The 13951-nt window shown below is 71.1% G+C and carries 12 protein-coding genes, 1 tRNA gene and 1 pseudogene; 9 read left to right on the top strand and 5 right to left on the bottom strand.

Features of this window, described 5'->3' with window-relative positions; all coding sequences use genetic code 11:
* The first annotated feature begins 32 nt into the window (after positions 1-32).
* From ACIBCU_RS06005 to ACIBCU_RS05995, 3 genes are all read left to right on the top strand, one after another.
* Positions 33-365 (top strand): DUF6412 domain-containing protein, encoded by a 333-nt coding sequence (locus ACIBCU_RS06005; protein ID WP_104786092.1) that lies wholly within the window; start codon positions 33-35, stop codon positions 363-365.
* A gap of 86 nt (positions 366-451) precedes the next feature.
* On the top strand, positions 452-1222 hold the full coding sequence (locus ACIBCU_RS06000; protein ID WP_399229551.1) for a YidC/Oxa1 family membrane protein insertase: 771 nt from the start codon (positions 452-454) through the stop codon (positions 1220-1222).
* Between the two features lie 125 nt (positions 1223-1347).
* Entirely contained in the window at positions 1348-2208 is an 861-nt protein-coding gene (locus ACIBCU_RS05995) for a fumarylacetoacetate hydrolase family protein (RefSeq protein ID WP_362926874.1), read from the top strand.
* A 58-nt stretch (positions 2209-2266) separates the two neighbouring features.
* Here the strand turns inward: ACIBCU_RS05995 and ACIBCU_RS05990 are convergent, their stop codons facing one another.
* On the bottom strand, positions 2267-2746 hold the full coding sequence (locus ACIBCU_RS05990; protein ID WP_362926873.1) for a heme-degrading domain-containing protein: 480 nt from the start codon (positions 2744-2746) through the stop codon (positions 2267-2269).
* A complete protein-coding gene (locus ACIBCU_RS05985; protein WP_399229549.1) occupies positions 2743-3849 on the bottom strand; it encodes a Gfo/Idh/MocA family oxidoreductase in 1107 nt (368 codons plus the stop codon). Before ACIBCU_RS05985 ends, ACIBCU_RS05990 begins: the two co-directional genes overlap by 4 nt.
* A 56-nt stretch (positions 3850-3905) precedes the next feature.
* Between ACIBCU_RS05985 and ACIBCU_RS05980 the strand changes: the two genes are divergently transcribed.
* The 6 genes from ACIBCU_RS05980 to ACIBCU_RS05955 all read left to right on the top strand — a co-directional run bounded on the left by ACIBCU_RS05980 (position 3906) and on the right by ACIBCU_RS05955 (position 9635).
* Positions 3906-5042, top strand: coding sequence for an ROK family protein (locus ACIBCU_RS05980; RefSeq protein WP_399229546.1), 1137 nt, complete (start codon positions 3906-3908; stop codon positions 5040-5042).
* Between the two features lie 136 nt (positions 5043-5178).
* On the top strand, positions 5179-6048 hold the full coding sequence (locus ACIBCU_RS05975; protein WP_399229544.1) for a hypothetical protein: 870 nt from the start codon (positions 5179-5181) through the stop codon (positions 6046-6048).
* A gap of 183 nt (positions 6049-6231) precedes the next feature.
* A complete protein-coding gene (locus ACIBCU_RS05970) occupies positions 6232-7026 on the top strand; it encodes an HAD-IIA family hydrolase (RefSeq protein WP_362926866.1) in 795 nt (264 codons plus the stop codon).
* 66 nt (positions 7027-7092) lie between these two features.
* A complete protein-coding gene (locus tag ACIBCU_RS05965; protein WP_362926864.1) occupies positions 7093-7653 on the top strand; it encodes a hypothetical protein in 561 nt (186 codons plus the stop codon).
* Between the two features lies 1 nt (position 7654).
* Complete coding sequence (locus ACIBCU_RS05960; RefSeq protein ID WP_399229541.1) at positions 7655-8341, top strand: class F sortase; 687 nt, start codon at positions 7655-7657, stop codon at positions 8339-8341.
* Between the two features lie 268 nt (positions 8342-8609).
* The gene (locus ACIBCU_RS05955; protein WP_399229539.1) at positions 8610-9635 is read left to right on the top strand and encodes a glycoside hydrolase family 6 protein; all 1026 of its coding nucleotides are present in this window, start codon (positions 8610-8612) and stop codon (positions 9633-9635) included.
* Between the two features lie 59 nt (positions 9636-9694).
* Here the strand turns inward: ACIBCU_RS05955 and ACIBCU_RS05950 are convergent.
* From ACIBCU_RS05950 to ACIBCU_RS05940, 3 genes and pseudogenes are all read right to left on the bottom strand, one after another.
* A pseudogene (locus ACIBCU_RS05950) lies at positions 9695-11604 on the bottom strand (galactose oxidase-like domain-containing protein).
* On the bottom strand, positions 11601-13508 hold the full coding sequence (locus ACIBCU_RS05945) for a glycosyltransferase family 2 protein (protein WP_399229537.1): 1908 nt from the start codon (positions 13506-13508) through the stop codon (positions 11601-11603). Before ACIBCU_RS05945 ends, ACIBCU_RS05950 begins: the two are co-directional and overlap by 4 nt.
* Before the next feature lie 323 nt (positions 13509-13831).
* Positions 13832-13905 (bottom strand) — tRNA-Lys (locus ACIBCU_RS05940).
* Positions 13906-13951: the final 46 nt, after the last annotated feature.

Here is a 13951-nt window from a genome sequence, read left to right as displayed (position 1 = left end):
ACATACGAGCGCGAAGCGACGGGGGAGGGCCGATGAACGACGACATGAACCGTGTACGCCGTGCGGTCGCCCGCCTCTTCCGCCCCGCCGCCTTCCTCGTCCTGTTCCTCACCGAGGTCCTCCTCGCCGAGGGCGGCAGCCTCTCCGCCGCCGTCGCGCTCGCCGCCACCGCGGCCGCCGGCTCGGCGCTCCTCGTCTGCTCCGTCATCAGCGCGCGCTGCGCCGCCCCCGTACCCCGTACGAGAGTGCGCACCGCCATGCGCGACCGCGAGAAGCGCACCGCGTTCCTCCCGCAGCGTGACCCCGACGCCCGGGGGCGCACCAGGCCCCGAGCGCCCGGGGCCGCCCTCCTGACGGCCGCGTAGAGGACACACTTCCACCACCCCTGCGCGGGTCGTCCTGCCGAGTCATTCACTCCCCGGCACGACGAGACCCCCGGAGGGCTCACCCCATGTCCGCGTTCATGTCCGCTTTCGCGAGCCTGGTCGGCGCATTCGCCGATCTGCTCCAGCCCCTCTTCCAGGGCGCCTCCACCGCCGCCGCGATCGTCCTCTTCACCGCGCTCGTACGGCTCGCCGTCCACCCCCTCTCGCGGGCGGCGGCGCGCGGGCAGAAGGCCCGCACCAAGCTCCAGCCGCAGATCGCCGAACTGCGCAAGAAGCACGCCAAGAACCCCGACCGGATGCAGAAGGCGCTCATGGAGCTCCACGCGAAGGAGAAGGTCTCCCCGCTCTCCGGCTGCCTCCCGAGCCTGCTCCAGATGCCCGCCTTCTTCCTGCTCTACCACCTCTTCTCCAGCCAGAGGATCGGCGGCGACCCCAACTCGCTGCTCGGCCACGAACTCTTCGGAGCCCCGCTCGGCGAGCGCTGGCACGACGCGCTGGCCGACGGCGGTCCCTTCGGCGAGCAGGGGATGGTCTACCTCGCACTCTTCGTGATCGTCGCCGCCGTCGCCACCTTCAACTACGGACGCACCAAGCGGCAGATGGCCGCCAACCCGATGACGCCGGCCACCGGCCCGGACGGACAGCCCGTGCCCGGCATGGGCGCGATGACGAAGGTCATGCCGCTGATGTCCTTCCTGACCCTCGTCTCCGTCGCGTACGTGCCGCTCGCGGCGGCTCTGTACATCGTCACGAGCACCACCTGGACCGCGATCGAGCGCGCCTACCTCTACCGGGAGACCCCGGCCACCGAGGCCGCGGTCGCGCCCGCCGTGTAGGCGCATCGGATCCAGTGTGTGAACAGGGTCTTGCGGAGTGATCCGATGTCTTGGAGGATCGACCGAGCCTTTCGCTGGCCGCAACCCACCGACGGGCTCGATCGCGACCAAGGGGAGATGGACCGTTGAAGCTTCTTCGAGTGGGTACGGCGGGCTCCGAACGCCCCGCGCTGCTTGACCGGAACGGGACTTTGCGTGACCTTTCGGGCCTCGTCACCGACATCGACGGCGAGCTCCTCGCCGACGCCTCGGCACTGGCACGCGTACGGGAAGCGGCGCAGACGCCCGACGTCCTGCCCCCGCTCGACGCGGAAGGCCTGCGGGTCGGACCGCCTCTCGGGCGGATCGGCAAGATCGTGTGCATCGGGCTGAACTACCACGACCACGCGGCCGAGACCGGGGCGGCGATCCCCGAAGAGCCCATCCTGTTCTTCAAGGCCCCCGACACCGTCGTCGGCCCCGAGGACACGGTGCTGGTGCCGCGCGGCAGCCGGAAGACCGACTGGGAGGTCGAGCTCGCCGTCGTGATCGGCCGCACCGCCCGCTACCTCGACTCCGCCGAGGAGGCGCTCGGACACGTCGCCGGATACGCGACCTCGCACGACGTCTCCGAGCGCGAGTTCCAGATCGAGCGCGGCGGCACCTGGGACAAGGGCAAGAACTGCGAGACCTTCAACCCGCTGGGCCCCTGGCTCGTCACGGCGGACGAGGTGCCCGACCCGCAGGCACTGCCGCTCAAGCTGTGGGTCAACGGCGAGCTGAAGCAGGACGGCACCACGGCCGAGCAGATCTTCCCGGTCGGTGAGGTCGTGCGCTATCTGAGCCACTTCATGACGCTCTACCCGGGCGACGTCATCAACACCGGCACCCCGGCGGGCGTCGCCATGGGCCGGCCCGAGCCCAAGCCGTATCTCCGGGCGGGCGACGTGGTGGAGCTCGAGATCGAGGGACTGGGGCGCCAGCGCCAGGAGCTCAAGGACGCCTAGGGAATGGGTGCGGGGCGGGTCCGCCGGGTGATCCCGGCGGGCCCGCCCCGCACCGCTGTCAGGACTGCGGGCGCGTCGCGAACTGCTCCAGGGCCTCCACGACCAGGGCGTGGTCCTCGGCCTGCGGCAGTCCCGACACCGTGACCGAGCCGATCACGCCGGCACCCTCCACCGCGATCGGGAACGAACCGCCGTGCGCGGCGTACGTGTCCGGGTCCAGCCGCGAGGACTCCTCGAACGTGGTGCCCTTCGCCCGGAACCGCGTACCGACCAGGTAGGAGCTCTCCCCGTACCGCTCCACCACCTTCCGCTTACGGTCGATCCAGGCGTCGTTGTCCGCACTCGAACCCGGCAGCGCGGCGTGGAACAGCTGCTGGCCGCCCCGCCGGATGTCGATCGCGACCGGGGCGTGCCGCTCACGGGCCAGCGCGACCAGCAGGCCGCCCAGCGCGTACGCGTCGTCGTAGCCGAAACGCGGCAGCGTCAGACGCCGCTCCTGCGCGATCAGCTCGGAGATGGTCGGAGCGCTGGGGCTCATGCGTGCTGCTCCTCGTCGTGGTGGGGCAGAAGCGTCACGGACACGCCCTCACGGGCCGAGCGCCGCGCCGCCTCCAGGACATCCAGTGCGGCGGCGGCCTGCAGAGCCGTCACCGGGTTGTCACCCTTGCCGCGCAGGGCCGAGGCCACGGCGGCGTAGTACGCGGGATAGTCGCCCGGCAGCGTGCGGACCGGGTCGCCGCCGCCGGTCTGCGGGGACTCACCGGAACCGACCCGGCCCCACAGCTCCTCCGGCTCCTCGCCCCACGGCGCGCCGGCCGCCGGGCGCGCTCCCTCGCGCAGTGCGGCCTCCTGCGGGTCCAGACCGTACTTCACATAGCCCGCCTTTGAGCCGAGCACCCGGAATCGCGGGCCGAGCTGGGCCGTGGTGGCGCTCATGTAGAGGTGCGAGCGCACGCCGTTGCGGTGCGTGATCGCGATGAAGGTGTCGTCGTCGGCCGCCGCGCCCGGGCGGCGTACGTCGGACTCCGCGTAGACCTGCACCGCGGGCCCGAACAGCGTGAGCGCCTGGTCGACGACATGGCTGCCCAGGTCGTACAGCAGCCCGCCGATCTCCTCCGGGTCGCCCGACTCGCGCCAGCCGCCCTTCAGCTGCGGACGCCACCGCTCGAAGCGGGACTCGAAGCGCTGCACCTCACCGAGCTCGCCCTCCTCGATCAGGCCGGTCAGCGTGAGGAAGTCGTTGTCCCAGCGGCGGTTCTGGAAGACCGAGAGCAGCAGCCCCCGCTCCTCGGCCAGCGCGGCCAGCTCACGGGCCTCGGCGGCCGTGCCGGCGAGCGGCTTGTCCACGACCACCGCCATCCCCGCCTCCAGCGCCGCCCGCGCGAGCGGGACGTGCGTCTTGTTCGGCGAGGCGATCACGATCAGGTCCAGCTCTTCCGCGCGCGGCCACAGCTCGTCGGGCGAGGCCGCGAACCGCACGCCGGGGAACTCGGCGCGGGCCTGCGCCTGCCGCTCCTCGTTCGACGTGACGACCGTGTCGAGGACGAGGCCGTCGGTCGCGGCGACCAGCGGGGCGTGGAAGACGGAACCCGCCAGGCCGTAGCCGACGAGCCCGACGCGGAGAGGAGCGTTGGCAGTCATGCGATCCACTTAAGCAACGCTGTTGCCAAAGTGCAAGCGATGGAGACAATGGTGCGGTGAACAGGAGCAACAGCAGGAGCGGCGGGGCGAATCTCCCGGCGCTGCGCCACCACAACGCGTCGCTCGTCCTCGACCTGCTGCGCGTCGCCGGTGAGCAGGGCATCAGCCGGCTGGAGCTCGCCGAGCGCACCGGGCTCACCCCGCAGGCCGTCAGCAAGATCACCGCCAGGCTCCGCGCGGAGGGCCTGGCCGCCGAAGCCGGCCGGCTCGCCTCCACGGGCGGCAAGCCCCGCACCGTCCTCAGGCTGGTCCCGGACGCCGGCTACGCCGTCGGCCTCCACCTGGACCGCGACGAACTCACCGCCGTCCTGGCCGACCTCGCCGGCACCACGGTCGCCACCCGCACCTTCCCGCTCGACCTCGGAGCCCCGGCCGCCGAGGTCCTCGCCACGGCCGCCCATGCGGTGCAGACGGTACGGGCAGCGGCCCCTGGGGCCGAGGACCGGCAGGTCTTCGGCGTGGGCGCCGCCCTGCCGGGCCCCCTGGACCACCGGGGCGGAGTGCTGCACCGGGTCACCGGCTTCCCCCAGTGGGACGGATACCCGCTGCGCGACGCCCTCGCCGGACGCACCGGACTGCCCGTCGTCGTCGACAAGGACACCAACGCCGCCGCCCTCGGCCTCGCCCTGCGCGAACGCGCCGACGCCGACTTCGCCTACCTCCACCTGGGCACCGGCCTCGGCGCCGGCCTCGTCCTCGGCGGCACCCTGCACCGAGGGGCCCGTACCGGCGCCGGAGAGTTCGGCCACCAGACCCTCCAGCTGGACGGCCCCCCGTGCGGCTGCGGCGGGCGCGGCTGCATCGAGGCGCTCTGCCTGGCCGCCGCCGCCCGCGGCGACATCGCGGAGGCCGCCAGGGTCCTCGGGGCGGGCGCCGCCAACCTCGTCGGGCTGCTCGACATCGACCGGGTCGTCCTCGGCGGCCGTACCGTCGCCGCCGACGAGGACGCCTACCTGAGCGGGGTGCGCGCCGTCGTCGAGGAGCGTGCCCGGCGCGAGGGAGTCACCGCCGCCGTGCCCGTCACCGTGGCCGGCGGCGGCGACCGGCCCGTCGCCGAAGGGGCCGCCCAGCTGGTCCTGGCGCCGCTCTTCGGCCGGGCGGGCGAGGCCGAAGAGCGGTCCGGGCAGGGCTGATCGGGCGGTTTCCGACGCCCGTACGGGCGGTACCGCCCGTACGGCGGTGGCCGCCCACGCGCGCGCGTGGCAGCGTCGTCCCCGGCAGCCGGCCTCCCGCGCCGGTCGTTCGCGAGCAGCGAAGGGTGTTTCTCCCATGCCCCCCAAACCCCCCGCACGGCCGCGCGACGGCCGTGTCTTCTCCACCCTCGGGACGTTCGGGCTGGCGGCCGGATTCGCCGTACCCGCGGTCCTCCTCGGCGGAACCCAGGCGGACGCGGCACCGGTGGCCCCCACCTCGGTCGTCGCCGACGACCGGCAGCCCGTCTGCGGTGAGCCGGACGCCGAGCGCTTCCCGATCGAGACCCGGATCCACGGCGGCCCGGACACCTACGCCTCCGGCGGCGGCTACGGCATCTGGTACCTCGACCTCACCAACACCACGGCCGAGCCGTGCCGTGCCATCCACCCGGTGCTGGTGCTCACCGACGAGGACCGCACGCTCACCCCCGCCCGGATCCAGCTGGAGTTCTCCGAGGAGTCCGACCCGGACACGCGGCACCGCGTCTCCTGGGAGACCACGGAACGGCACGAGCAGATCGGGGTCTTCGGCAGCGGCGAGGACGACGACTTCCCCGGCTTCACCGTGCCCGCGGGGGGCACCGTCACCGTCCAGGTCCGGATGGCCTTCACCTCGGACACCGAGCCCGGACGGGTCACGGCCAACGCGGCCGTCGTGCAGCGGCTGGCGGCGGTGGAGCAGCGCGGCGACGACGGGGACTGGGTGGGGGAGTCGGAGGACTACACCTTCGACGTCGTCGAGGGAGACCTCGACGGTGGTACCGACCTGGAGCCCACCGGCCCGGGGAAGGACGCCGGCGAGGAGAGCGACACGGAGACCTCCGAACTGGCCCGCACCGGGCATGAGGGCCAGGCCGCCGCGGCCGGAATCGCTGCCGGTGTGCTGCTCGCCGGCGGTGTGGCAGCCCTGGCGGGCGCACGCAGGATCCGCCGCGCACGGGACTGACCTGGGGCTCCCCGCGGGCGAGTGCGTCGAGGGCGGGATGCCGGCCAAGATCGGCTGCTCGCGTCCGGTCGCTTCCGCCCGACGGAGCGTGCGGCCTAGGATCGGGGCGTCGGCGCTGCACAACGCGGTGCCGCCGGCGTCCGGCACCCCGAGTGCACAGTGCGTACGGCAGGAGCCCGTCACATGGCAGAGCGCAAGCCGATCGAATCCTGGCTGACCGACATGGACGGTGTCCTCATCCACGAGGGCACACCGATCCCCGGGGCCGACGCCTTCATCAAGCGGCTGCGGGACTCCGGGCTGCCGTTCCTGGTCCTCACCAACAACTCCATCTACACCGCCCGTGACCTGCACGCGCGGCTCAAGCGCATGGGTCTGGACGTGCCCGTGGAGAATATCTGGACCTCCGCCCTGGCCACCGCCCAGTTCCTGGACGACCAGCGGCCGCGCGGCACGGCGTACGTCATCGGCGAGGCCGGGCTCACCACCGCGCTGCACGACATCGGCTACGTCCTCACCGACCACGAGCCCGATTACGTCGTACTGGGAGAGACCCGGACCTACAGCTTCGAAGCCCTCACCAAGGCGATCCGGCTGATCAACGGAGGCGCCCGCTTCATCTGCACCAACCCGGACGAGACCGGCCCGTCGGCAGAGGGCCCGCTGCCCGCTACCGGCTCGGTCGCCGCGCTGATCACCAAGGCCACCGGCAAGGCGCCGTACTTCGCGGGCAAGCCCAACCCGCTGATGATGCGGACCGGGCTCAACGCCATCGGCGCCCACTCCGAGACCTCCGCCATGATCGGCGACCGGATGGACACCGACGTGCTGGCCGGTCTGGAGGCGGGGATGCAGACCTTCCTGGTCCTCACCGGCCTGACCACGGAGGACGACATGGACCGGTACCCCTTCCGGCCCTCCACGGTCGTCGACTCGATCGCGGACCTCGTCGACCTGGTCGACCTGCCCGTGCCGTAACCCGACCGGGCTACAGCGGATGCGGGATGCCGCCCCACGCGTGAACCTTCCCCTAGGAGGTTTACGATGCGTTCACTGCCCCTCACGTTCTGTGCCGCGATCGTGGCCGGGACGATAGCCCTTCCCGCGTCCGCCGCGCAGGCCGATTCCACGTCCGACGACTCCAGGGACGAGAAGCGTTCCGGGACGGTCTCGGTCAGTCCGTCCCGTGTCTCACCCGGCGGGGAGGTGGAACTCCGGACCGACGCCTGCGGCAAGGGCAGGTCGGCCCGGGGCAACTCCGAGGCCTTCGCCTCCGAAGCGCGCTTCGAGCGGGGTGACGGCAAGGAGCTCGTCGCCGAGGCCCGGATCCGCTCCGACGCCGCACCCGACGACTACGAGGTCTGGGTGACCTGCAAGGACGGCCACGGCAAGGCCACCGGCACGGTCACCGTCGTCCATCACAGCCGCCCCTCGCCCGTCGCCCCCGTGAGGGCCGGCGGCGGAGGCACCGCGGTGCTCGCCGAGGAGGCCGCCGACGAGGGCCCCGGGACCCGGCACGCGGTGCTCGGTCTCGGACTGGGCGCCGTCGCGGCCGTCGCCGTCGCGTTCCGCAGCGCGCGACGCCGCCGCCCGGCGCAGCACTGACATGTCGGCCCCGGACCGTCCCGCCGGGACCGGACGGCTGCTGACCGGTGTCGCGTGGGCCGTTCTGCTGCTGGGGCTCTGGCTGTGGGGCCGTGCGGCCACCGCGGGCAACTCCGCCCCGACGACCGGTGACGTCGCGGCGGTAGGCCGCCCCCTGGGTGTACCGCTGCCCCCGGCTCACGACCCGCTGGACGGTGCCACGCCGCAGCGGGTCGAGATCCCCTCCATCGGGATCGACGCGGACCTCGTGAGCCGCGGGCTGGACGACGAAGGGGCGATCGAGCCCCCGCCGTTCGAGACGCCGGGTGCCGTCGGCTGGTACGCCGAGGGCACCGAGCCCGGCACGAAGGGCGCCGCGCTCTTCGTCGGCCATGTCGACACCGAGACGAAGCCGGCCGTCTTCTACGGGCTCAGCGCCGCGAGACCGGGCGAGAAGGTCCGGGTGAGCCGGTCCGACGGGAAGATCGCCGAATTCACCATCGACGACGTCCAGGTCTTCACCCGCGAACGCTTTGACGCGCAGAAGGCGTACGGGCCCCGTGAGGACGGACGGGCGGAGCTCCGTCTGATCACCTGCGGCGGTACGTACGACCACACGTCCCATGCGTACACGGCCAACGTCGTGGTCTCCGCCTATCTGACGGCGGAGAAGAGCGTGGAGAAGGACGGCTCGAAGAGCCGCGCCTGAAAGGCAACCTGGCCCGGTCGGCGCCCGCTCCCCCTCGGAGCCGCCGGCCGGGCCGGTCCTCTGCCACGGCGCCCGGACCGCGGGAGTGACCCGGGCACGACGCGGGAGGTCGGGTCGTTCGCACCGGCACGACACCGTAGGCCGACCACGCCCCGCACCCGGAGTGTTTTTCGGCAGGATGTCCGGATCCGGGCGGGAGCGGCCGGGGCCCGGACCGCTGTGCCAGGATGGATTCGACCGGGCAGTGCATCGCGACAAGGGGGAACGGATGTACGGCAGTTACACCGGACGGATGGCGAGTGCGGCGGCCGGGGCGCTCGTGGTTCTGCTGCTGGCCGGGTGTTCCTCGTCCGGCGACGGCTCGTCCGACGACGGAGCGAAGGACGCGCCGGCCGCGGTCGGCCGGCAGCCCGAGGGCGACGATCCGTACTGGGTCAACCCCGACGGGAACGCCGCGCGGCAGGTCGCGTCCTATGTGAAGGACGGCGAGAAGGGGAACGCCGAGCTGATCCGGAAGATCGCGGAGCAGCCCGTGGGGGAGTGGATCGGCCCCGAGAATCCGCAGGAGGCGGCGAAGGGCTTCACCGAGGCGGCCGAGAAGGCCGACCGGGACGCGCTGCTCGTCCTCTACAACATCCCGCACCGGGACTGCGGTCAGTTCTCGAAGGGCGGGGCGGCCGACGGCGACGCGTACCGGGCATGGCTGGACGGTGTCGCCAAGGGCATCGGCGACCGCCGGGCCACGGTGATCCTGGAGCCGGACGCCCTCCTGCACCTGGTGGACGGGTGCACGCCGCAGGAGTTCCAGGAGGAGCGGTACGACCTGCTGAAGGGCGCGGTCGAGCGCCTGAAGCAGCAGCCGGCGACCACCGTGTACGTGGACGCGGGCAACGCGGGGTGGCAGTCGCCCGACGCGCTGTTCGAGCCGTTGCAGCGGGCGGGAATCGCCGAGGCGGACGGCTTCGCGGTGAACGTGTCCAACTTCCAGACGACGGCGGCCAGCACGGAATTCGGCAGACAGCTCTCCGCGAAGGTGGGCGGCAAGCCGTTCGTGATCGACACCAGCCGTAACGGCAACGGCGCGTACGACGGGGGCGACCCCGCGGAGAACTGGTGCAACCCCCCGGGCCGCGCACTCGGTGAGCCCCCGACGACGGAGACGGGCGACGAGCTGGTGGACGCGTACCTCTGGGTCAAGCGTCCGGGGGAGTCGGACGGCGACTGCAAGGGCGGCCCGAAGGCCGGCGACTGGTGGCCGGAGTACGCGCTGGGCCTGGCCCGCGCCACGAAGTAGCCCGGCGGGTCCCGCGGCCCTTCGTCAGGCGGGCCCCTTCCCACGACGCGTCCCGTCCTCTAGGGGATCTCCACCCACATGCCCTCCGACGGTGTGCCGTCGGCGTCGGTGACGAAGAGCATGTACCAGCCGGACGGGACCAGGGCCCGGTTCTCCGGGACGGTCACGGTGATGCCGTCGGCGGACTTCTCCAGATCCAGGGCGATCGACCGCTGGTCCGTGTCCGTGACGTGGGTGACGGCGCTGGGGCGCATCAGCTTCGCCGAGGTGATCGACGAGGCGTGCTGGGTCGTGAACAACCCAGTGCCGCCACGGGAGATCCGCTCGGGGCCGGCCGTCAGCTCCGGGGCGTGTAGATCTCGATGCGCTGCTCGAACGTGCCGGGCCGCGTGTTCGCCTCGTCAGCGTACAGCGAGTCCGAGCCGAAGATCATGACCCTGCCGTCGGGGAGGAGCACGGACCCCGAGTGATAGTTGCGGCCCACCGCCGGATCCGCGACCCGCTGGTAGGTGTCCGACTTCGCGTCGTACAGCCGGGCCTGCAGCACGTCCGAACCGCCGCGTCCCCGGTAGTCGCTGGAGCCACCGGTGACCAGCAGGGAGTCGTCCGGGAGGAGGGAGGCGCTGGGGTAGCGGGTGCCCTCGGAGAGGCTGGCGCCGTCCGTGAAGCGCGGGTCGTCCTTCGTCAGGTCGACCAGCCGTGACTTCTCGCTGGACCTCTCGGACTCGCCGACACCGCCCCCGCCGATCACCATGTACTTCTCGTCCTGGGCGGGAGGCAGCCGTACGGTCGCCGAGGTCTCCATCTTGTCCGGGTCGCTGAGCCCGGGGATCTTCTCGAAGGTGTTGGACTCCAGGTCCCAGACGCCCGGATCGCGGCCCACGTCCGCGGGACCGTAACCGGCGTTCGAGCCTGAGTAGAAGAGCTTGCCGTTGTTCATGAGGAAGACGGCGGGATAGGTGGGGAACTTCCGGACGATGCCGGTGTACTCCCACTTCTTGGTCTCCGGGTCGTAGATCTCGTCCTTGCCCGGCACGATCTGCCCGATCTCGTCCAGCCCGGAGAGGGAGAGGACCTTGCCGTCCTCCAGGGTGGTGAGCGTCGGATACCAGCGGGCCTCGTTCATCGGGTCGACGCTGATGTACTTCTCGGCCACCGGGTCGAACTCGTAGGCTTCCTTGAGGCCCTGGAAGTCCTTCTTGTCGAGGGCGAGCTTCTGGGCGATCCCGTAGACGTTGCGGCTGTCGGAGCCGGAGAGCCCCGAGACCCGGTAGTTGTCCTCGGTGCCCGTCTCGTACTCCGTCCCGGACTTCTGCGCCTCGACGTAGATCCGGCCGAGCCCCGGCTCGTTACGCAGGAATGCGCCGGTCTCCTCGTCGAAGACCTTGGTGGCCTTCTCCACCAGCACCGGGTCCTTGGAGACGAACGACTTGCCGTTCTCCCGTCCGGTGAAGCGGGTGCCCGCCGGCAGGGTGACCGGCTTGTCCGGGTCCTCGTTGTGGACGATCATCAGGCCGCCGGCCCTGGTGACGTCGCCCTCCAGTTTCTCGTACCGTTTCGTGCCGCCGGCTATGAGGAGCTTCCCGTCCGGCAGTTGGGTGTGACCGGCGCAGAACATGTCCTTCGGCGTGGGGATGTTCTTGTAGCTGTTCTCCTCCGGGTCCCACAGCACCGACCGGAAGCTCTTCGCGTCGAAGTTCCTCTGGTTGTTTCCGGAGCCCGCGACGAGCAGCACCTTGCCGGTGTGCAGCAAGGCGGCGTGGATCGTGTTGATCCGGAATTCGGAGGGGACGTCGAGGAAGTCCCAGTGGCCGTTCTCCGCCTTGTAATCCTGCTGGTTGACGGCGTACTCGTGGTAGCGCTCGGTGCCGAAGCGGTACACCCACGGCCCGTTCGCCCCGGCGAGCGCCAGAACCGCCGCCGTACTGATCGCCAGGCGGCGGGTACGGCGGCTCGGACGGTACTTCATGTGTGACGTCCCCCAAGAGCGATCTGCACGGTGTCTTCGTTCCCCGCCCGGGTGGACCCGGTCCGCGGCGCGGGCTCGGGTGCCGGTGCGGGGGGCCCGCCGCGGCGCTTCCTCCGCTCGGCGCGGATCGTGTACCGCCAGCCGATGAGGGGCGCGGCGGTGATGAGCAGCGCCAGACAGGCCCACGTCAGCATCGCCGGGTGGCTGTGCCCGAGGACGAACGAAGCGGCGATCGAACCGCCGAAGACCAGGATGAAGAAGAGGTGGATGCGGAAGGTGCCGAAAAGGGTGTCCGGGCTGGACGAGTCACCCTTGGGCGTCACCACGAACGAGCTCTTGCGGCGCAGCACCGCGTCCATCAGCGAGCGGGCGTAGATCGGCGCGGAGAGCGCGGACATCGCCATACCGGCGAGGCCGCCGGAGCCCTCGGGCTCGTGCGGTGAGACGTTGTGGCGGCGGTTCCAGATGTAGAGGCCGATCTGGAGCGCCGAGGCGTTGCCGTACAGCATCATCCAGATCACCGGGTCGATCTGGACACCGGAGGCGCCCATGCCGAGGAAGAGGGCGCAGCTGAGGGCGGCCAGGATCCAGTTCAGGGCCGACATCGGGTAGAAGATGATCATCATCGTGTAGTTGAAGAGCTTGCCGGGCGGGAGCGAGAACCAGCCTTTCCAGTACTGCTTGAGGATCGTCTCGTACGTCCCCCGGGACCAGCGCAGCTGCTGGGTGAAGAAGTCGGTCCACGCGGTCGGGCCCTCGCCGACCGCCAGGACGTCCGGGGTGTAGACCGAGCGCCACTTCCTGCCGGTCAGCGGGTTGCGGTGGCGGTGGATCTCGAAGCCGGTGGCCATGTCCTCGGTGATCGAGTCGTAGAGGCCGCCGATCTGCTTGAGCGCCGAGATCCGTACGGCGTTGCTGGTGCCCACGAACATCGGGGCGCCGTAGTGGTTGCCCGCGCGCTGGATCAGTGCGTGGAAGAGGAACTGCTGGGACTCGGCGGCCTTCGTGACGAAGGTGTCGTAGTTGCCGTAGACCTGCGGGCCGATGACGAAGCCGATGTCCGGGTCGCGGAAGTAACCGAGCATCCGCTCCAGGTAGTTGGGGAGCGGGATGTGGTCGGTGTCGACCGAGGCGAAGAAGTCGTACGCGTCACCGTGCGCGTCGAGCCAGGCGTTGTAGTTGCCGTGCTTCGTCTTCGCCCGGTGCGGGCCCTTGGCCTGGTTCCAGTGGGCGACGCCCTTGCGGGAGAAGTGGTGCACGCCGAGGCGGAGGCAGACCTCCTTCACGGCGGGGTCGTCGCCCTCGTCGAGCAGCCAGACGTGCATCTGGCCGCGGTGCCGGATCCGCACGGCGGCCTCGAGCGTCTTCGTCACCATCTCCAGGGGCTCCTTGCCCGGGACGAAGGAGGTGAGGAAGGCGACCTTCGTGCCGCTCTCCGGTATGACGGGCACCGGGTCGCGGGCCACCAGCGTGGCGTGCGCGTTCGACAGGACGTTCATGGTGCGGAAGAGCTCGATCAGCCCGATCGACACCAGCATCACCATGTCGAGGACGAGCAGCGTGTCGTTCTCGAGGTTCGGGTCACGTTCCGTCCAGTGCTCGGGCTGCATGAGCCAGGCGAAGAGGCCCAGCGAGACGAGCGGCGCGGCGCCCAGCAGCAGGGCCGCGCGTATCCGGTGGGTCTCCTGCGAGAGGAGCGAGCGGTAGCGCACCGTATACGGCCGGTCGGGATCGGGCTGGGTCAGAGGCCCGGCGAGCCGGCTGTAGTGCTCGTAGTCGTAGCGCGGCAGGGCCTTCTTCGTCTGCCGCCCGGGTCTGTCGGCGCGCGGCTGCGGAGGCGGCCGCAGCTGGACCGTGTGGGCGGCGTCGTGGTGCTGCCGGTCGCCTGACGGCGTCGACGTCATGGTCATCCCCCCGCACGCAAAGCTCTGCGTGCTTTCTCTCCGTGCGTACGACGGCGGAGTCCCCACTCCGCGCACATGCCGTTCGCTGCTCCCCCCGGCCGGGAGATCCGTGGATCCCTCGGACGACACCCGGTCAGGTTGTCCGACTATGCGGCTTGAGCGCAAGGGGGAAACGGGCTGTTTACCCGCCATACGTGTGATTTGAGGGAATACCGTGAAGGAGGCGCACGGAGGTGACGAAAGGCGCCCCGGGGGCGCTTACGAGCTGGAGGGAAACGCGAGCGAGGCCCCCTCACACTCGGTGAGGAGGCCTCGCTGTTGCGTGCGCCGTCAGGGACTCGAACCCCGGACCCGCTGATTAAGAGTCAGCTGCTCTAACCAACTGAGCTAACGGCGCCTGCTGACCTGAAGAACTTTACCCGATGTCCTGGAGTGCTCCCGAC

This window comes from Streptomyces sp. NPDC051064 (genome assembly GCF_044455985.1).
In the GTDB taxonomy this organism is placed as follows: Bacteria; Actinomycetota; Actinomycetes; order Streptomycetales; family Streptomycetaceae; genus Streptomyces.
The sequence above is the reverse complement of the archived record's forward strand: the minus strand, read 5'-3'. Positions and strand labels throughout refer to the sequence as shown.